The organism is Saccharopolyspora galaxeae (assembly GCF_016526145.1).
Lineage (GTDB): Bacteria > Actinomycetota > Actinomycetes > Mycobacteriales > Pseudonocardiaceae > Saccharopolyspora_C > Saccharopolyspora_C galaxeae.
This window is the reverse complement of record NZ_JADDUE010000016.1, coordinates 48,304-67,817: the sequence shown is the minus strand read 5'-3', so window position 1 is coordinate 67,817 and position 19,514 is coordinate 48,304. Positions and strand designations below refer to the sequence as shown.

The 19,514-nt window shown below is 71.1% G+C and carries 14 protein-coding genes and 1 riboswitch; of the genes, 2 read left to right on the top strand and 12 right to left on the bottom strand.

Annotated elements, in window-relative coordinates:
• Positions 1 to 8 precede the first annotated feature (8 nt).
• The 8 genes from INP57_RS27130 to INP57_RS27095 all read right to left on the bottom strand — a co-directional run bounded on the left by INP57_RS27130 (position 9) and on the right by INP57_RS27095 (position 14,005).
• Positions 9 to 185: a DUF6104 family protein gene (locus tag INP57_RS27130; protein WP_200073201.1), complete on the bottom strand. Its 177-nt coding sequence runs from the start codon at positions 183 to 185 to the stop codon at positions 9 to 11.
• 154 nt (positions 186 to 339) lie between these two features.
• Positions 340 to 4,119, bottom strand: coding sequence for a multifunctional oxoglutarate decarboxylase/oxoglutarate dehydrogenase thiamine pyrophosphate-binding subunit/dihydrolipoyllysine-residue succinyltransferase subunit (locus INP57_RS27125; RefSeq protein ID WP_233628387.1), 3,780 nt, complete (start codon positions 4,117 to 4,119; stop codon positions 340 to 342).
• A 423-nt stretch (positions 4,120 to 4,542) separates the two neighbouring features.
• Positions 4,543 to 8,325, bottom strand: coding sequence for an ABC transporter ATP-binding protein (locus INP57_RS27120; protein WP_374220978.1), 3,783 nt, complete (start codon positions 8,323 to 8,325; stop codon positions 4,543 to 4,545).
• 148 nt (positions 8,326 to 8,473) lie between these two features.
• Positions 8,474 to 9,322: an ABC transporter permease gene (locus tag INP57_RS27115; RefSeq protein WP_200073199.1), complete on the bottom strand. Its 849-nt coding sequence runs from the start codon at positions 9,320 to 9,322 to the stop codon at positions 8,474 to 8,476.
• Positions 9,322 to 10,353 carry an ABC transporter ATP-binding protein gene (locus INP57_RS27110; RefSeq protein WP_200073198.1) on the bottom strand — a complete coding sequence of 344 codons (1,032 nt, stop codon included), beginning with the start codon at positions 10,351 to 10,353 and terminating at the stop codon, positions 9,322 to 9,324. The genes INP57_RS27115 and INP57_RS27110 overlap by 1 nt, the downstream gene beginning before the upstream one ends.
• 93 nt (positions 10,354 to 10,446) lie before the next feature.
• Positions 10,447 to 11,022: a hypothetical protein gene (locus tag INP57_RS27105; protein ID WP_200073197.1), complete on the bottom strand. Its 576-nt coding sequence runs from the start codon at positions 11,020 to 11,022 to the stop codon at positions 10,447 to 10,449.
• A 348-nt stretch (positions 11,023 to 11,370) separates the two neighbouring features.
• Entirely contained in the window at positions 11,371 to 12,486 is a 1,116-nt protein-coding gene (gene ald / locus INP57_RS27100; protein WP_200073196.1) for an alanine dehydrogenase, read from the bottom strand.
• 103 nt (positions 12,487 to 12,589) lie between these two features.
• The gene (locus tag INP57_RS27095) at positions 12,590 to 14,005 is read right to left on the bottom strand and encodes a glycoside hydrolase family 30 protein (RefSeq protein WP_200073195.1); all 1,416 of its coding nucleotides are present in this window, start codon (positions 14,003 to 14,005) and stop codon (positions 12,590 to 12,592) included.
• Between the two features lie 179 nt (positions 14,006 to 14,184).
• A riboswitch (glycine riboswitch) is annotated at positions 14,185 to 14,275 on the top strand.
• 140 nt (positions 14,276 to 14,415) lie between these two features.
• Here INP57_RS27095 and gcvH point away from each other — a divergent pair.
• Entirely contained in the window at positions 14,416 to 14,790 is a 375-nt protein-coding gene (gene gcvH / locus INP57_RS27090; RefSeq protein ID WP_200073194.1) for a glycine cleavage system protein GcvH, read from the top strand.
• A gap of 26 nt (positions 14,791 to 14,816) precedes the next feature.
• Positions 14,817 to 16,178 (top strand): L-serine ammonia-lyase, encoded by a 1,362-nt coding sequence (locus tag INP57_RS27085; RefSeq protein ID WP_200073193.1) that lies wholly within the window; start codon positions 14,817 to 14,819, stop codon positions 16,176 to 16,178.
• 75 nt (positions 16,179 to 16,253) lie between these two features.
• On the opposite strand, the gene INP57_RS27080 is transcribed toward INP57_RS27085, so the two are convergent.
• The 4 genes from INP57_RS27080 to INP57_RS27065 all read right to left on the bottom strand — a co-directional run bounded on the left by INP57_RS27080 (position 16,254) and on the right by INP57_RS27065 (position 19,376).
• Positions 16,254 to 16,580: a DUF202 domain-containing protein gene (locus tag INP57_RS27080; RefSeq protein WP_200073192.1), complete on the bottom strand. Its 327-nt coding sequence runs from the start codon at positions 16,578 to 16,580 to the stop codon at positions 16,254 to 16,256.
• A 2-nt stretch (positions 16,581 to 16,582) separates the two neighbouring features.
• Positions 16,583 to 17,008: a YidH family protein gene (locus INP57_RS27075; RefSeq protein WP_200073191.1), complete on the bottom strand. Its 426-nt coding sequence runs from the start codon at positions 17,006 to 17,008 to the stop codon at positions 16,583 to 16,585.
• Between the two features lie 105 nt (positions 17,009 to 17,113).
• Complete coding sequence (locus INP57_RS27070) at positions 17,114 to 17,524, bottom strand: SSI family serine proteinase inhibitor (RefSeq protein ID WP_200073190.1); 411 nt, start codon at positions 17,522 to 17,524, stop codon at positions 17,114 to 17,116.
• A gap of 181 nt (positions 17,525 to 17,705) precedes the next feature.
• Positions 17,706 to 19,376, bottom strand: coding sequence for an AMP-dependent synthetase/ligase (locus INP57_RS27065; RefSeq protein ID WP_200073189.1), 1,671 nt, complete (start codon positions 19,374 to 19,376; stop codon positions 17,706 to 17,708).
• Between the last annotated feature and the right edge of the window lie 138 nt (positions 19,377 to 19,514).

Genomic DNA, 19,514 nt, shown 5'->3' with positions numbered 1-19,514 from the left:
CCGGCGGGTCAGTCCTCGTCGGTGTCGTCGCGGGCGAGGAATGTGGCGAGGCGTTCGGTCGCGTCCTCGAATTCCGGGTTCAGGTCCACGAACGCGCGCATCCGGTCCGCGAGCCACGCCAACGTCACCTCTTCATCGCCGCGACGCTGCTCCAACTCCTCGATGCCACGGTCGGTGAAGTACACCGGCTCCTCCTCACACCCGACGGCCACCGGACCGCCAACCTGCACGGCAACCGAGAACCTTACGGCCACCCGCCGTCGGACTACGCGGGCCACCTGCGAAAAGCAAGAAAGCGGGCCGCCGGAGTGTCGGCGGCCCGCTTCGAGGGAGTGCGGATCAGGCGAAGGTGTTCTGCACGACCTCGGCCTGCTCCACGTCGTGCACCGCCTTGAGCCCGGTGGCCGGGGCGGCCATCGGCCGGCGGGACACCCGCTGCAGCTCGCGCAGCCGCTCCGGGAAGTGCTCGCGCAGCTTCAGGCCCAGGAACGGCCAGGCGCCCTGGTTCGCCGGTTCCTCCTGCACCCACCGGACGTCGGTGGCGTTCGAGTAGTGGTCCAGCAGCGCACCGAGCTTGCGGTGGGGCAGCGGGTAGAGCTGCTCCAGCCGTACGACCGCGGTGTCGGTGTGGCCCTGCTTCTCCTTCTCCGCGGCCAGCTCGTAGTAGAGCTTGCCGGAGCACAGCACCACGCGGCGCACCGCGGACGGGTCCGGCTGCGTCGGATCGTCGATGACCGAGGTGAACTTGCCCTCGGTGAAGTCGCCGACCGAGCTGGTCGCGGCCTTCATCCGCAGCATCGACTTCGGCGTGAACACCACCAGCGGCCGGTGGATGCCGTCCAGCGAATGCCTGCGCAGCAGGTGGAAGTAGTTCGCCGGAGTGGACGGCAGCGCGACCGTCATCGAGCCCTCCGCGCACAGCTGCAACCAGCGCTCGATGCGCGCCGAGCTGTGGTCCGGGCCCTGGCCCTCGTGGCCGTGCGGCAGCAGCAGCACCACGTCGGAGCGCTGGCCCCACTTGGCCTCACCGGAGGAGATGAACTCGTCGATGATCGACTGCGCGCCGTTGAAGAAGTCGCCGAACTGGGCTTCCCACGCCACCAGCGCATCCGGGTTGGCCACCGAGTAGCCGTACTCGAAGCCCATCGCCGCGAACTCGGACAGCGCCGAGTCGTAGGGCAGGAACTTCGCCTGGTCCTCGGAGAGGTTCTGCAGCGGGGTGTACTCGGCGCCGGTCTTGCGGTCGATCAGCACCGAGTGCCGCTGGCCGAACGTGCCGCGGCGGCTGTCCTGCCCGGTCAGCCGCACCGGGCGGCCCTCCATCGCCAGCGAGCCGAACGCGAGCAGCTCGCCGAAGCCCCAGTCGATCTCGCCCTCGACGGCCATTTTGGCGCGCCGCTCCAGCACCGGCTTGACCCGCGAGTGCGGGGTGAAGCCCTCCGGCAAGTCCACGTGCGACCGGGCGATGCGGTCCAGCGTGTCCTGCGAGATCGCGGTGATCAGCTTCGTCGGCACCTGCTGCTCCGACTCCACCGACGGGCTCGGCTCCGGCGGGTACTTCTCCAGCTCGCGGACCTCGTTGAACACGTGCTCCAGCTGGCTGGCGTAGTCCTTGAGCGCCTTCTCGGCCTCGTCGACGGTGATGTCGCCGCGGCCAATCAGCGCCTCGGTGTAGGTCTTGCGCACGCTGCGCATCTTGTCGATCGCGTCGTACATCGACGGCTGCGTCATCGACGGGTCGTCGCCCTCGTTGTGCCCGCGGCGGCGGTAGCACACCATGTCGATCACGACGTCCTTGCCGAACTTCTGGCGGTACTCCACGGCCAGCTTCGCCACCCAGACGCACGCCTCGGGATCGTCGCCGTTGACGTGGAACACCGGCGAACCGGTCATCTTCGCCACGTCGGTGGAGTACTTGCTGGAGCGGGAGTGCTCCGGCGCGGTCGTGTAGCCGACCTGGTTGTTCACCACCACGTGCACCGTGCCGCCGGTGCGGTAGCCGCGCAGCAGCGAGAGGTTCAGCGTCTCGGCGACCACGCCCTGCCCGGCGAACGCGGCGTCGCCGTGCATCAGCACCGGCAGCACCGTGAAGCCCTCCTGGCCCTTGTCCAGGATGTCCTGCTTGGCGCGGACGATGCCTTCCAGCACCGGGTCCACGGCTTCCAGGTGCGAGGGGTTCGAGGTCAGCGACACCTTCGTCTCGCCGTCGCCGAACATGCGGAAGTACTTGCCCTCCGCGCCCAGGTGGTACTTCACGTCACCGGAACCGTGCGCCTGGCCGGGGTCCAGGTTGCCCTCGAACTCGCGGAAGATCTGCGAGATCGGCTTGCCGACGATGTTGGCCAGCACGTTGAGCCTGCCGCGGTGCGGCATCCCGACGACGACCTCGTCCAGGTCGGATTCGGCCGAGGAGTCCAGCACCGCGTCCAGCAGCGGCACCACCGTCTCGGCGCCCTCCAGCGAGAACCGCTTCTGCCCGACGTACTTGGTCTGCAGGAACGTCTCGAACGCCTCGGCGGCGTTGAGCTTGGACAGGATGTACTTCTGCTCGGACTGCTCCGGCTTCTCGTGCGGCTTCTCGACCCGGTTCTGCAGCCATTCCCGCTCGTCCGGTTCGAGGATGTGCATGTACTCCACGCCGACCGTGCGGCAGTAGGAGTCCCGCAGCACGCCCAGCACGTCGCGCAGCGACATGTACTGCTGACCCGCGAAGCCACCCACGGCGAACTCCCGGTCCAGGTCCCAGAGGGTGAGGCCGTGCGAGAGCACGTCCAGGTCCTCGTGCCTGCGCTGCCGGTAGTTCAGCGGGTCGATGTCGGCCATCAGGTGCCCGCGCGTGCGGTAGGCGTCGATCAGCTCCAGCACCCGCGCGGTCTTGTCCACCGCGCCCTCGGGGATGTCCTGGGTCCAGCGGATCGGCTCGTACGGGATGCGCAGCGACGAGAAGATGTCGTCGAAGAACCCGTCCTCGCCCAGCAGCAGCTCGTGCACCTTGCGCAGGAAGTCGCCGGACTCGGCGCCCTGGATGACCCGGTGGTCGTAGGTCGAGGTCAGCGTGACGATCTTGCTGATGCCCATCTCGACCAGGGCCTTCTCCGAGGCGCCCTGGAACTCCGCCGGGTAGTCCATCGCCCCGACGCCGATGATCGCGGACTGGCCCTTGGTCAGCCGCGGCACCGAGTGGTTCGTGCCGGACGGGCCGGGGTTGGTCAGCGAGATCGTGGTGCCCGCGAAGTCCTCCGCGGTCAGCGCGCCGTTGCGGGCCTTGCGGATGATGTCCTCGTAGGCCTGCCAGAACTGCTGGAAGCTCATCTGTTCGCAGCCCTTGATGGAGGCCACCACGAGGTTGCGCGAACCGTCCTTGCCGGGCATGTCGATCGCCAGGCCGAGGTTGACGTGCTCCGGCGTGATCGCGGCGGGCTTGCCCTTGGCGTCCTCGCCGAAGTGCCGGTTCATGTTCGGGAAGTCCCGCAGCGCCCGCACCATGGCGTAGCCGATCAGGTGCGTGAACGAGACCTTGCCGCCCTTGTTCCGCTTCAGGTGATTGTTGATCACGATGCGGTTGTCGAACAGCAGCTTGGCCGGGACCGCGCGCACGCTCGTCGCGGTCGGCACGGTCAGCGACTGCTCCATGTTCTTGGCGATCGCCGCGGCCGCGCCGCGCAGCGGCTTGGTCTCCTCGCCCGCGCCGTCGTCCTTGACCGGAGCGGCCTTCGCGGCCTGCTGCGGGGACGGCTTCGGCTCGGCGGGCTTGGCCGACTTCGACTCCGCCGCGTTCTGCTCCGCGGGCTTGCCGGCCTTCGGCTCGGCGGCCGGCTTCGACTCCGCCGCCTTCGGCGGTGCGGAGTTGCCGGCCTTCGGCTCGGCAGCCTTGGCGGGCTGGGACTGCTGCGCGTTCTGGGGTCCGGCGGATCCGATCTGCCCGTTGCCGGTACCGCGCGACGCGGTCGCCGTGGTCGTGCCGGAAACGGTCGTCGTGCTGCTCGCAGAACCGGCCGCGCTCGCGGAGTTGTCGGCGGCTACCGAACCCGAGGCCGCCTGCCCCGGCTTGTAGTCGGCGAAGAACTCGTGCCACGCGGGGTCAACCGACGCGGGATCTTGGAGGTACTGCTCGTACATCTCCTCGATCAACCACTCGTTGGGGCCGAACTGTGACGCAGGGCTGCTGCTGGACACGGCTGGCGCTCGCCTCGATCCATCTTCTCGTGATGTACACACACTCACGTACCAGGCTAGCGGTCCGATTCGTGCGGTTGGCACACAGTCGGACGTCCGCCGGAAGAGTTCGGTCACAGGATCGATACGGAAACCCCGATACCGGGCCGAGTTGGCCCGTCCGGGTCTCGCCGCCGGATGCGGCTCGCTCGTATCATGCGCCGTTCTCGTCGCCGGTCTCGCCGGTACGCCTCGCACCGTTGTCGCGAGCATCCGGCGCAACGTTTCGGCAGCGGCCGCGGATTCCCGCGACGTGAGCGGTTGGTTCCCACATCGCGGTCGATTACGCGCAACGCATCGCGCGCGGACACGCCGGGTAGCAGCAGCTCAGTGCCGTGTCCGCACCGTTCCGAGGCCCGGTGCGGAGTGCGAGTGCGCGTCGGTGGCGTGCCACAGCCGCGCGTACTGGCCGCCGAGCTCCATCAACTCCGAGTGGCTGCCGTCCTCCACGACCCGCCCGCCGTCGATCACCACGATGCGGTCCGCCCGGGCTGCGGTGCCCAGCCGGTGCGCCACCACGAACGTCGTGCGGCGCGCGGCCAGCTTGTCGCTCGCGGATATCACCAGCGATTCCGTCGCGGGGCCCAGCGCCGCGGTCGCCTCGTCCAGCAGCAGCAGGTCGGGGCGGACCAGTTCCGCGCGGGCCAGCGCCACGAGCTGGCGCTGACCGGCCGAGAGCTCCCGGCCGCGTTCGCCGACCTGCTGGCGGAACCCGTTCGGCAGCATCGCGATGCCGGGCAGCGCGCCCACGTCGCGGGCGGCGGCCTCGATCTCCGCATCGGTCGCGTCCGGGCGGCCGTAGGCGATGTTCGCGGCGACGTCGCCTGCGAACAGGTAGCCCTCCTGCGGGACGACCGCGAGCCGGTGGTGGTAGCCGGCAGGTTCGAAGCGGCGCACGTCGATCCCGTCGATCAGCACCGCTCCCGCAGTCACGTCGTAGAACCGGGCGAGCAGCTTCACCAGCGTCGACTTGCCCGCCCCGGTCGGCCCGACCAGGGCGACCGTGGTCCCCGGGTCGATCTTCAGCGAGATGTCCCGCAGCGCGGGCTCGTCGGTGCCCGGGTACCGGAACGACACGTCGCGCACCTCGACCTCACCGGCGAACCGGGGCGGCACCTCGACCGGCTCGGCCGCCGCGGGCACCGAGGTCGGCGTGCGCAGCAGCTCACCGATGCGGCGCAGCCCGACCCGCGCCTGCTGGTACTGGTCGAACACGCCCGACAGCTGCTGCACCGGCGAGAAGAACATGCCCAGGTAGAGCAGGAACGCCACCAGGACTCCGGCGGTCAGGTCGCCGGTGGCGACCCGGGTGGCGCCGACGCCCAGCACCGCCGCTTGCGCCAGCTCGGACAGCAGCGTGGTGAACGGGAAGAACGTGGCGATGTAGCGCTGCGCCCGCAGCCTCGACCGCCGGTAGGCGTCGCTGCGCTGCGCGAAAACCTTCGCGGAATGGCGTTCGCGGCGGTGCGCCTGGGCGACCCGCAGGCCGGAGACGTTCTCCTGCAGGTCCGCGTTCACCGTGCTCACCCGTTCCCGGGCCTCCGCGTAGGCGGTCGCCGCGACCCTGCGGAACAGCACCGTCGCGACGATCAGCGGCGGCAGCACCGCCAGCGCCACCAGTGCCAGCGACAGGTCGGTGATCAGCAGCGCGACCGCGATGCCGACGATGGTGAACACGCTGACCACGGCGGTGGCCATGCCGGTCTGCAGGAACGTCGACAACGCGTCGACGTCGGTGGTCATCCGGGTCATGATCCGCCCGGCGAGTTCGCGCTCGTAGTAGTCCAGCCCGAGCCGCTGCAGGTGCGCGAAGCTGCGCACCCGCAGCAGGTACAGCAGCGTCTCGCCGGTGCGGGCGGTGATCACGGTCTGCGCCTTGATCACCAGCCAGGCCGCGAGCACCACCGCAGCGCCGACCGCGGTGACCGTCCACAGCGTCGCCGGATCGCCCGCGCCGACTCCGCCGTCGACTCCCTCGCGCACCAGCGACGGCAGTGCGATCGAAGTCAGCGCGTCTCCGGCGACCAGCGCGACGGTGAGCACCAGGCCCCAGCGGATCGGCCGCAGCAGCCGCGTCAGCCGGAACTGCGGGTCGGGGGCGGTGGCGTCGACGCCGGGCAGCCGCGGAGCCTCGGTGGCCGCGGGCAGTCGTCGGATCCCTGCTTTCAATTCCGGGGTCAGGGGAGTGGCGTCCTTGCTGCTCGTCGAGGTTCCGCGCGCACCAGGGCCTTGCGGCGCCGTGATCGTGTGCGCTGCCTCCGGCTCGTCCGCGACCTCCGGCCACAGTTGCGCCGAGGTCGTCTCCGGAGCCGCGTGCGGCGTCTCGATCGACTCGCCCGGCCCGGCCAGCAACGAGCGGAACAGCGTGCAGCGCCGCTCCAGCTCGTGCTGCGTCCCCACATCGACGACGCGGCCCTCCTCCAGCACCGCCACCCGGTCGGCCAACGCGAGCGTGGAGCGGCGGTGCGCGATCAGCAGCGTCGTGCGCTGCGCGGTGACCGAGCGCAGCGTGTCGTGGATGGCGGCCTCGGTGGCCGGGTCGACCGCCGAGGTGGCGTCGTCGAGCACCAGGATCCGCGGGTCGGACAGCAGTGCGCGGGCCAGCGCCACCCGCTGCCGCTGACCGCCGGAGAGCGTCAGGCCGCGCTCGCCGACCATCGTGTCGTAGCCGTCGGGCAGCTCGGTGATGAACTCGTGCGCCTCCGCGGCGCGGGCCGCGGCGACGATCTCCGCTTCGGACGCGTCCGGCCGCCCGTAGGCGATGTTGCCGCGGATGGTGTCGGAGAACAGGAACGCCTCTTCGAACACCACGCCCACGGCCTTGCGCAGCGACTCCAGCCGCACGTCGCGCACGTCGTGCTCGGTCGTCCCGTCCGCGGTCCCGATCCGCACCGCGCCTTGCTGGACGTCGTAGAAGCGGGGCAGCAGCAGCGACACCGTCGACTTGCCGGAACCGGCCGAGCCGATCAGCGCCACCGTCTCGCCGGGCCGCACGGTCAGCGACATGCCGTCCAGCACTCGCTGATCGCGGGTGTAGCCGAACCCGGCGTCGTCCAGCCGCACCCGCAGCGGCACCTCGGGCAGGTCCACGGCGCCGGGCCGGTTGCGCACGTCCGGCCGCGAGTCGATCAGGTCGGTGATCCGCTCCATGCCCGCGCGGGTCACCTGCCCCTGCACCAGCACGCTGGCCAGCATCCGGGCCGGGCCGCCGAGCATCGTGACGTAGGCGGCGAACGCCACGAACGTGCCGATGCCGACCTGGCCCTGCAACGCCATCCAGCCGCCGAGCCCGAGCACGCCGACCTGCCCTGCCGAGGGCAGCGCGGTCAGGGTCGCCTGCGGCAGCGAGGTCATCCGTGCCGCGCGTAGCCGTTCGGCGAACAGCCGCCGCGCGCGGGCATCCAAGCCGGAGACCTCCCGCGCCTCCTGCCCGAAGCCCTTCACCACGCGGACCCCGGCGACCGACTCCTCGACCTGCTGCGCGATGTCCGCGGCGCGTTGCTGCGCCGACCACGTGGCGGGGAACAGCCGCTTGCGGCTGTGCGCGGACACGATCGCGATCAGCGGCATCACGACCAGCACGACCAGCGTCAGCAGCGGGGACAGCCACAGCATCGCGGTCAGCGCGAACACCGCGAGCACCACGGTGCCCGCCGCCAGCGGCAACATCGCCAGCAGCGCGTTCACCAGCTGCAGATCGGTGATCGCCCGGGACACCACCTGCCCGGTGCGCAGCGCGTCCTGCTTGCCGCCGTCCAGCCGCTGCACCGAGCCGAACACCGCTCGCCGGAGGTCGTGCTGCACGTCCAGCGCCAGCCTGCCCGCGGAGTAGCGGCGCACGAACGCCGCGCCGAAGCGGAACACGCCCAGCCCGGCCAGCGCCGCGGCCAGCCACCACAGGCGGCCGGTGCTACCCGCGACCGCGTCGTCGACGGCCGTCTTCGTCAGCAGCGGGACGAGCGCCTCGAGTCCGACCGCGGCCACCGAAGCGCCCATCGCCAGCAGCACGGCGATCGGATGCCGCCAGCAGGCGGCGAACAGCCGGCGGATCCACCCGGGGCGGGTGCGCTCGGCGCCGCCGTCGGCGGCCGTGTCTGAGTCGCTCACCAGGCCAGGTTATGTCCCGAGCCCGACATCACGGCCCGTTCGACGACGTGGTGTTCGTTGCCCATTCGGGTCGTTGTGCTGGGCGGAATGCCACGTACCGAAACAAAACGGACCCCCCGTTGCCGGGAGGTCCGTTCGTCGCGGCGTCGGGTCAGGTGATGTCCCGGCGCCTGCTGAAGTACCAGCCGCCGAGCACGAACACCGTGGTGTAGCCGGCGAACGTCAGCAGGCTCAGCCACCACGGGTGGTGGTACGAGCCGCCGAAGAAGAAGTGCAGCACGTCGAACACGTCCTGCGGCACCATCTGCTCGTTGCTGCCCGCCGCGGCGCGGATGAAGATCGGCACCGCGAGGTTGCCGACGATGCCGCTGCCCGCGGTTCCCGGCAGGTACGCGCTCACGCCCTGCGGGTCGGAGGTCATCAGGAAGCTGGTGACGATGAACTCGAACACGAACTTGTAGATCAGCAGCACCATGATCGCCACGACCGGGCTGGAGACCACCGCGCCGAACCCGACGCCGAGCAGCGTCCACAGCACCATCGCGAGCAGTCCGGCACCGCCGACCGCGAACCAGTCGGCCAGGTTGCCGAGCCCGTTCGTCCCGGCGCCCACCAGACCCCCCGCGGTGGCGGCCAGCACGTTCACCAGGCCGTAGAGCAGGCCCAATCCGGTGTAGCTGATCAGCTTCGCGCTCAGCACCGCTCCGCGCGAGCTGGCGGTCAGGTACGTCGTGGTGATGCTCTTGCTGCGGTGCTCGCCGGTGATCGCCAGCGCACCCAGCAGCCCAGCGAAGATCACGCTGAAGTTCGTCGACATCGACATGGTCAGCAGGCCCAGCGGCAACGGCCTGCCGATCTCCTGCTCGATCGAGTTGATGGTGCCGAATCCGGTGCCCATCCAGCCGGAGCCGAAGCTGATCACGGCGACCGGGATGAGCAGCGCCCACCACAGGTTGGTGGTGAAGACCTTCCGGAACTCGGACTTGATCAGGCCGCCCATCAGGCGCCACCTCCGAGGCCGTCGCGTTGCTGGGAGTCCGACTGCTGCGCTTGCTGGTACGGATCGGGCCCGTTGCCGGGTGGTCCCCAGCCGCCCGCCGGGCCGTGCTCCGGCTGGTAGGCGCCCGCCACGTACTGGCCGCTGGTGAGCCGGAAGAACAGCTGCTCCAGGTCGACCTGCTCGTCCTCCAGCCCGTAGATCGCCACCCCGGCTTCCAGCGCGAGGTCCGCGACCGCCTTGGAGTCCGAGCCGGTGACGCCCAGCCGCCCGTCGGCGAGGTACTCCACCTCGTTGCCGGCTTCCTGCAGCTCGGTGACCAGTGTGTTCGGGTCGCTGGCCTGGACCAGCACGCGCGAGCTCTGCTGCGCGCGCAGTTCGTCGAGGTGGCCGTTGTAGACGCACTCACCGCGGCTGACGATCACGACGTGATCGACGGTGTGCTCCATCTCCCGCAGCAGGTGGCTGGAGACCAGCACCGTGCGCCCGGACGCGGCGAACGATCGCAGGAAGCTGCGCAACCACGCGATGCCCTCCGGGTCGAGGCCGTTGGCCGGTTCGTCCAGGATCAGCACCTGCGGATCGCCCAGCAGCGCGGTGGCCAGCGCCAGCCGCTGCCGCATGCCCATCGAGAACCCGCCCGCGGCGCGGCCCGCGGCGCCGGTGAGCCCGACGAGTTCCAGCGCGTGGTCGACCTGCTGGTCCGGCACGTTCATCGCCGCGGCGTAGCAGCGGAGGTGGTTGCGCGCGGTGCGCGACGGGTGGAAGCTCTGCGCCTCCAGCACCGCGCCCACCACGGTGGCGGGGTTGCGCAGCTGCGCGAACGGCACCCCGTTGATCGTGCTCGAGCCCTCGGTGGGGTTCACCAGCCCGAGCACCATGCGCAGCGTGGTCGTCTTGCCGGAACCGTTCGGTCCGAGGAACCCCGTCACCACCCCGGGCTCGACCGCGAAGCTGAGGTCGCGGACCGCGCCGACCTGGCCGAAGTTCTTGCTCAGGTGCTGCACCAGGATCCGGCCGCTGCCGTCGTGCACACGCTCCTCCATCGTCGCCGTTGGCGCGCCGGTGCTCGGCGCGGCCACCATCCTGCCTGACGGTGCAGCGGTGATCGTCCAGGCGTGGGCGGGTCAGCCGCCGCGGTGCGGTGGCCAGGAGATTTGCCGCTCCGCGCCGGACGCGGCGGTGCGGCTGCGAGGCACCCGGTCGAACTCCAGGTGACCGCCGACCGGCGGGAAGCGGTGGGGGCGCGGGTCGTGCGCGAGCGCGGTGAACTCCGGCCCCGGCGATGCGGTGCCGGGTTCGCCGGTTTCGTCGTCGTGCCACTGCGGCCAAATCGGGATCTCGCCGGTCTCGCCGGAGTCCGCGGCATCCCCGGCGTCCTGCTCGGGGTCGTGCTCGGGCGGCGGGAACTGCGGGGCGGGTTCGGCCGTCGCCTGCCCGAACCGGTCGCCGATGAGCTGGCGGTGCACCACCAGCCACACCTCGCACGGCCACCGCCGGCTGCGCAGCGTTCCCGAACAGGCAGGGCAGTGACCGTCGAGATCGGGCTGGTGCCGGGCCAACAGCGCGCGGAGACCTTCGGTGAGGCGGCGCAGCTCGGAACGCGTCACCGGCAGCAGGGCCTCGGCGCCGCCGTCGGCGGCCACTCGGTCCAGTCGCGCCAGCCGGTCCAGGACGGCCTCGCGCATCTTCGCCTCGTCCACGGTGGGCTCCCCCGTATTCTCGGGCCCGATCGTCGGCCCTTCGCGTCCGGCCGGGTCGCGGCCGGTACGCCGAGCGCGGTCGCCCGCGGCCGATCTTCGCGCCCTCCCATCGGCAGGTGTCCGGCCGAGCTGCACCCGGACGCGTCGAACTCACTCCTTCGGGTGGTTATCGATTCGGCTGCCGATTCGAGTCGCCGACGCGCTCCGCGTCGTCGGAAATCAGGCGTTCGTGGCCTACACTGGTGTTGGCGGCCCGCTCCCGGTGACCCCCAGGCCGGTTGAGCGGGCCGCCCCATACGTTCCGTGCAGCGCTCCGGGGCTCTCGCCCCCGTCAGTCCAGTACCCCCGTCAGTCCAGTACCGCGGACGGATCCGTCAGCGGCAGGTCGTGCGCCTCCGCGACCGCTGCGTTCACCAGCTTCCCGCCGTGCGTGTTCAGCCCGCCCGCCAGCGCCGGGTCCGCCGCGCACGCCGCGCGCCACCCGTGATCGGCGATGCGCAGCGCGTACGGCAGCGTCACGTTGGTGAGCGCGTGCGTCGAGGTGTTCGGCACCGCGCCCGGCATGTTGGCCACGCAGTAGAACAACGACTCGTGCACCCGGTAGGTCGGGGCGTCGTGCGTGGTGGGCTCCGAATCGGCGAAGCAGCCGCCCTGGTCGACCGCCACGTCCACCAGCACGCTGCCCGGCTTCATCCGCGACACCAGCTCGTTCGAGACGAGCTTCGGGGCTTTCGCGCCGGGGATCAGCACCGCGCCGATCACCAGGTCGGCCGCCTGCACCGCGGATTCCACGGTGTACCGGTTCGAGGCCACGGTGCGGATGCCGCCGCGGTAGTCGCGGTCGATGTCGCGCAGCTTGTCGACGTTGGTGTCCAGCAGTTCCACGTCCGCGCCCATGCCGAGCGCGACGGTCGCCGCATTCAGCCCCGCGACCCCGCCGCCGATCACCACGACCCGCGCGGGCGCCACTCCGGGAACACCGCCGGGCAGGACACCCCGCCCGCCGCTGGGACGCAGCAGCGCGTAGGAGCCGACCTGCGGGGCCAGCCTGCCTGCGACCTCGCTCATCGGCGCCAGCAGCGGCAGGTTCCCGCCGGGTGCCTGCACGGTCTCGTAGGCGATGCCGGTCACCCCGGCGCGCATCAGCGCCCCGGTCAGCTCGGCCGATGCGGCCAGGTGCAGGTAGGTGAACAGCAGTTGCCCCTCGCGCAGCCGCGGGTATTCCTCCGGTACCGGCTCCTTCACCTTGAGCACCAGTTCGCCCGCTGCCCACGCCTCGTCCGCCGAACCGACCAGCTCCGCCCCCGCCGCGAGGTAGTCCTCGTCCGGGATCGACGAGCCGGACCCCGCGCCGGCCTGCACGAACACCTCGTGGCCGTGTGCGCGCAGCTCGTGCACGCCTGCCGGGGTGCACGCCACTCGGTACTCGTGGTTCTTGATCTCTTGCGGCACCGCGATCTTCACCCGTGCTCCCTTCCGCGTGGCTGCCACCATCCTCCGCCGGTACGCCGCGCCCGTGCTCGTCGCCGCGGTGCCATCGGCGCGGTGGACGCGTCGCGCGAAGGGCTCAGCCCGGCCAGCTGAAGGTCGCCAGCCCGCCCGCGGGCAACGTGTAGTCGAAGGCGCGGTTCTGCGCGGACACGGTGAAGGTCTGCTCGCCACCGGTCGGGTTGTGCGCGATCAGCGCGATGGAGCCGTCGGGGTTGCGGAACGCGGCGTTGCGGACTTCGCCGAGGTCGTTCGAGCCGACCCGGACAGCCCCCGGCCGCACGAACTTGCTGGCGTGCCCGAGCGCGTAGTACTCCGCGTTGTAGCGCACGTCCCCGCCATCGACGGTCGTCACGCCGGTGCAGTCGGTGCAGGCGCCGTCCAGGACCGGCCCGTGCGCGGGATCCAGCGCCAGGTTCCACAGCAGCACGCTGCTCGCGTGGTTCCGGGTGCCGCCGATGATCAGGTTGTCGGCCTGCCAGGCCAATGTGTCGCGGAAGGTGTTCGCGGGGTCGGCTGATTCGGTGCCGGAGCACTCCGTCAGGTGGATCTCGGCGTCCGGATGCGCTTCGTGCACCGCGGACTGCGCCGACGGGTCGCCGCCGTAGCAGTGGAACGCCGCGCCGTCGGTGTACTGCGCGGCGGCATCGAGGACCTGGTTCGGGTAGTCGACGTCGTCCCAGTTGTGGTCGTAGGCGAACACCTCGGTCCCCAGCCCGGCCCGCTCGAGCTTCGGCCCGAGGTCGTTGCGGACGAACGCGGCCTGCGCGTCCGGTGCCATCGGGCTGCCCGGGTACGACTCCTGCGTGTTCAGCGGCTCGTTCTGCGGGGTCAGCGCATCGATCGGCACACCAGCCCGCTGGTACGCCTGCACGAACTTCACCAGGTAGTCGGCGAACACCTGGTAGTTCTGCGCGGGCAGTTCGCCGCCGATCATCGAGCCGCCGGATTTCATCCAGCCCGGCGCGCTCCACGGCGTGGCGACCGCGTTCAGCTCCGGCGAGAGTTCCTTCGCGCGCCGCAGCAGCGGCAGGATGTCGGCCTCGTCGTGCGCGATGGAGAACTCGGACAGGTCGTAGTCGTCCTGGCCCGGAGGCACCTCGTCGTAGCTGTAGACCTCGCGCGCGAAGTCCGAGGCGCCGATCACCTGCCGCACCGCGGTCAGCCCGATGCCCTCGCGCTGGTCGAACAGCTCGGTCAGCAGTTCGTCGCGCCGCGGCGAGGCGTTCATCAACGCCGCCGACGAGTCGGTCAGCGCCGCACCGAACCCGGTCATGGTCTGGTGGGTCTCGCCCGGATCGACGGTGATCGTGCGATGCCCGCCGCCCGAGCCGAACTCGACGTCCGGCTGGCGCGCGAGCAGCTGCCTGCCGTCCTGAGTGGTCAGCCACACGCCGACCGACGGCTCGGCGTGCGCCGCAGGCGCGAGCACGAGACCCGGCGCGAACGCCGACAACACCAGCGCAGCCAGCTTTGACCTGCGAGTTCCGCGCACCGGAACCTCCCGTCGATCGGTTCCCGACCAGGGTGGTTGAACCAATCTCGCGGTGGCTAGCGCCGTTCGGCGGCACCTGCGCACCGACCATCGGGCGTGCCCGGTCCGGTGGGAGGGGCTTTGCCAGCCGCAGCGGTGCGTTTATCGTTGCCGCACACGCGACAACCGCATACCGCCGCAGAACCCGGGCGGGAGAGACCCTGCGCAGCAGGGCGCCGAAGGAGCAAACTCTCCCCGCAAACTCTCAGGCACCATGACCGCTCGGGCGAGGCGACTCTGGAAAGCGCGCGCTCCGGCGCCGCACCCACGGTGCAAGCCGCCTGCGGCGGTGAAGCTCTCAGGTTCCGCAACAGAGGGGGAGGCCCAGGACCCGGGCACGACTGTGCCCACGACGCCCTTCAGGAGCCTCCATGTCCCTGCCCGAGCAGCTGCGCTACACCGAAGAGCACGAGTGGATCGAGGACCGCGGTGACGTGGTCCGCATCGGTGTCACGCCGTACGCGGCTGAAGCGCTCGGCGACATCGTCTACGTGCAGCTCCCGGAGACCGGGGAACGCATCGAATCCGGCCAGTCCTGCGGCGAGCTGGAATCCACCAAGTCCGTCAGCGACCTGTACGCCCCGGTGACCGGTGAGGTCGTAGCGGTCAACGAGGCCGTCGTGGACGACCCGGCGGCGGTCAACGCCGACCCGTTCGGCAACGGCTGGCTGCTCGAAGTGCGTGCGGAGAGCACCGGTGCTGTGCTCACCGCCGAGCAATACGCCGCGTTCACCAGCGGCGAGTAGCCGAGCCAGGCCGGAAGGGGCAGGCCATGGCGATCAGTGTCTTCGACCTCTTCTCGGTGGGCATCGGGCCGTCGAGCTCGCACACCGTCGGCCCGATGCGGGCGGCGGGCCGGTTCGTCGCGGGGTTGCACCGCGACGGGCTGCTCGACCAGGTGGTGCGGGTGCGGGCCGAGCTGTTCGGCTCGCTGGGCGCGACCGGGCACGGCCACGGCAGCCCGAAGGCGGTGCTGCTCGGGCTGGAAGGCCACGACCCGGAGACCGTCGAGCCGTCCTCGGTCGAGCACCGGATGGACGAGGTGCGTTCCGGCGGCGGCTTGTTGCTCAACGGTGCGCGCGAGGTCCGGTTCGACCCCGACAAGGATCTGGTGATGCACCGGCGCAAATCCTTGCCGTTGCATCCGAACGGGATGCGCTTCAGCGCGCACGGGCCGCTCGGCGAGTCCGGCCCGCTGCGCGAAGCGGTGTTCTATTCGGTCGGCGGCGGTTTCGTCGTGGACGAGGACGCCACGGGCGCGGACCGGATCAAACCGGACGAGACTCCGTTGCGGCACCCGTTCAGCACCGGTGCGCAACTGCTCGAGCAGTGCTCGGAATCCGGCGCGCGGATCAGCGACGTGATACTGGCCAACGAGCTGTCCTGGCGATCCGAGGAACAGGTGCGCGCGGGACTGCTGCACATCTGGTCGGTCATGCAGGAGTGCGTGGAAAACGGCTCCCGCAACGACGGGGTGCTGCCCGGTGGGCTCAAGGTGCGCAGACGCGCGGCGACGCTGCGGGCGAGCCTGACCGAGCGGGACGACCCGATGGAATGGCTCACGCTGTTCGCGCTGGCGGTGAACGAGGAGAACGCCGCGGGCGGGCGGGTCGTGACCGCGCCCACCAACGGTGCAGCGGGGATCGTGCCCGCGGTGCTGCACTACTACGCGCGGTTCGTGCCGGGCGCCGACGAGGACGGCATCGTGCGCTTCCTGCTCGCGGCCGGGGCGATCGGGGTGTTGTTCAAGGAGAACGCTTCGATCTCCGGTGCCGAGGTCGGTTGCCAAGGCGAAGTCGGTTCGGCGTGCTCGATGGCCGCCGCCGGGCTCGCCGAAGTGCTCGGCGCGACGCCGGGGCAGGTGGAGAACGCCGCGGAGATCGGGGTGGAGCACAACCTCGGTCTCACCTGCGATCCGGTGGGCGGTCTGGTTCAGGTTCCGTGCATCGAGCGCAACGCGGTCGCCTCGGTCAAGGCGGTCACGGCCGCGCGGATGGCCTTGCGCGGCAACGGCAGCCACGTCGTCTCGCTGGACAAGGCGATCCGCACGATGCGCGACACCGGCCGGGACATGAAGGTCAAGTACAAGGAGACGGCCCGCGGCGGTCTCGCGGTGAACGTGATCGAGTGCTGAGCCTGCGGGGAACGGGTCGTTCACCGCAGGCCAGCGGTTCCGCTGGATGGTCCGCGGAAAAACCGCGGCGGTCCGCTACAGGATCAGCGCGTAGGCCAGTGCGGTGGCTGCGGCCACCAGGGACAGAGCGGTCACGCCGGCGTGCAGCACTCCGTCGGGGAGCGGCTCGTCCGCTCGGAGGTTGCGTTCGGCCCGCCGGTGGCGGCGCCACGCCAGGAACGCTATCACTGCTGCCACCGGCAGGAACACCGCAGCGGACACCGCGGCGGCCACTGCGCTGCGGTGCGCGATCAGCCGCAGCAGCACCGCCATCCCGGCGACGAAGGCCATGATCGTGCGCAACCACGCGAGCGTGGTGCGCTCGACCTGCAAACCGGGATCCCAGGGCTCCTCGTGCGGCACGCTCAGAACCCGGTGATCAGCAGCAGGACGAACGAAGCCACGCCGATCGCGCCGAGGCCGTAGCCGATGAACGGCGCGAGCTTCGGCGACGGCAGCGGTGCGCCGGTGCGCAACGCGCGCTCCAGCCGCACCCAGCGCCCGAACGCGGCCACGCTGCACACGACCCCCGCCAGCAGCAGCAACACCGCAAGGGCGGTGCGCAGCGGGCTGTGCGTCGCGGCCGCGGCGTTCAACGCCTCCACGCCGACCCCGGCCGCCATCAGCGCCAGCGCCGTCCGGATCCACGCCAGGAACGTCCGCTCGTTGGCGAGGGTGAAGCGGGGATCGGGTTCGGTGCCCGTGCCGTAGAGCCGCTGCGGCCACCGAGAAGCGGACGATTCCCGTTGCCCGTCCGGTCTCCCGGCGGATTCGTGCTGCTCTGCGGCCATGCCGTCACGGTAATACGTCCAGTGTGGCCAGTCGGTCGAGTAGTGGTGCCGCACACGCGAACGACCCCGCGCGAAAGCCTTGCGCGGGGTCGTCGTGCGGCGGGATCAGAAGTCGTACACCGCGCCCAGCTTCGCCGCGGCCACGCACTCGTTGCCGAACTCCTGCCGGAAGTGCACCGGCTTGCCCTGCCAGTTGCCGTGCGCGGTCGCCACGACGGGCTTGAGCACCATCGGACACGGCGTGGCCGCGTGGTTCTGGCTGAGCCGGTGGAAGTCCCCGCCCGCGTCCCGCAGGCTCGCGCAGGCGGCGTCCGCCCGCGGGTGCGTGCCGCCCGCCGGGTCGCAGCTCAGCAGCGTCGTGCGCGGGGTTTCGACGCCGTTCTCGGGTCCGACCGAGAGCGTGAAAGCGCTGCGCTCGGCCGCGTCCGGGGCCGCGTTGGCCACTCCCGCGGGCACGGACGCGGCGGTGAGCAGTGCGGTCAGCAGCAGGGTGCGGGTCAGTTTGGTGGCAGCCATGTCAGGTGCGCCTCCGGGGATTCGGGGAAGTGTCCGCTCAGATGTATCGGCACATTCCCGGTCCGAACCGCACCAATACTCAAAGATCACCGAATCGAGGTTCCCCCGGTGGCGCTTCGGTGACTATCAGTGATCAACGGCGGCGATGCCGATCGGCTGCCACCACTCGGTGGTGAGCAAGTCAGGAGTACAGCGACTCCAGCACTTCGGCGTACTTGTCGTGGATGGCGTGGCGGCGCAACCGCATCGACGGGCCGAGCTCGCCGCCCTCGGCGCCCCACGTGCGGTCCAGCAGCCGGTGCCCGCGGACCTGGCCGGACGCGTCGAGCCACGAGTTCGCCGCCCCGACCGCGCGGTCCACTTCGGCGAGCACCTCCGGGTGCCGGGCCAGCTCGGCAGGCGAGGTGCCGTCGATGCCGTGCTGCCGCGCCCATTCCGGAGCCGCTTCCTCGTCCAGCACCAGCAGCGCGACCAGGTGTGGCCGTCCGTTGCCGAAGACCAATGCGTGCCCGATCAACGGATGCGCGCGCAGCGCGTTCTCCACGACGTCGGGAGAGACGTGCTGCCCGTCGGCGTCGACGATGAGCTCGTCCTTGCGACCGGTGATCGAGAGGAAGCCGTCCGCGTCGACGCTTCCCGCGTCGCCGGTGCGCAACCAGCCGCCGGAGTCGGTGATCGAGCGGATCACCCCGTCGTCCTCGAGCCTGCCCGCGCACACCATCGGCCCGCGCACCAGCAGTTCGCCGTCCTCGGCGCGCACCTGGACACCGGGCAGCGGGCGTCCCGCGGTGCCCGGCCGGGTGCTGCCCGGGGAACCGGACGCGGTCCAGCCGGCGGTCTCGGTCAGGCCCCAGCACTCGAAGATCTCCAGGCCGCTGGCGGCGAACAGCTCCGGCACCTCCCGGTTCAGCGGCGCGGAACCGCTGGCCGCCCAAGTGGTGGCGTCGAGTCCGATCTTGGCGAGCGGATCGTGCCCGTCGGCCGAGGCGCGCAGTTTCGCCGCGAGCCGTTCCCACAACCGCGGCACGCCGACGAGCGTGTGCGGGCGGATGTCCGGCAGCGCATCGACGACTTCACCGATCCCGTTGCAGAAGTGCACGTGCGCGATGTCGTGGATGGCGCTGTAGAGGCTGGTCGCGCGCTCGGCCATGTGCGCCATGGGCAGCGAGCAGACGGTGCGCGAGTGCGGCTGCGCGCCGGTGAGCCGATGCCGTGCATCGGCTGCGGCGAGCACGTTGCGGTGGGTCAGCACGACACCGGTCTGCTGTCCGAGCGGGTCCTGCGAGTACGACACGGTCACCGGATCGTCCGGTCCGACGTCGTCGGCGTGCCGCCGCACCAGCCCCGGGTCTTCGGCGAGCAGCCGTTCGCCTCCGGCGCGCAGCGCGTCCCAGGACCGGAAGCGGCGGTCCTCGTCCGGGATGGCCTGCTCGTCGAGCACGACCACGTGCTCCAGCCCTTCCGCGTCCCGCAGCGCCGCCGCGGACCTGCGCACGTGCTGGGCGTTCTCCAGCAGGAGCAGCCGAGCGCGGCTGTGCCGGGCCACGTGGCCGACGTCGCCGGTGCTGAGCGCGGGGGCGACCGCCACCGGGACGGCGCCGAGGTGCGCGAGCGCGGCATCGGCCAGCCACTGCTCGGGCCGGTTGGACATCATCAGCACCGCGGTCTGCCCCGGCCGCAGGCCGAGCGCGGCGAACCCGGCGGCCAGCGAACGCACCTCGCGCTCGGCTTCGCCCCAGGTCCAGGTGCGGTCGCCTGCGGTAAGCGCGGGCCGGTCGGGATGTTCGGCGGCGTTGCGCCCGAACAGCCGCGGAACGGTCAGCGGCGCCGCGGACTCCGCGAATGCGTCCATGCGGTGGCTCCTCCCCACTTGCGAGGTGGCCACGGTCGCGACGCGCGTGACCCAGCCGATCGAACCGCGCCGGTGGCCGTTTTGACCAGGAGCCGGACGAGTGCCGCCCGGTGCGCGGATCAGCGGTTCTCGTGCTCG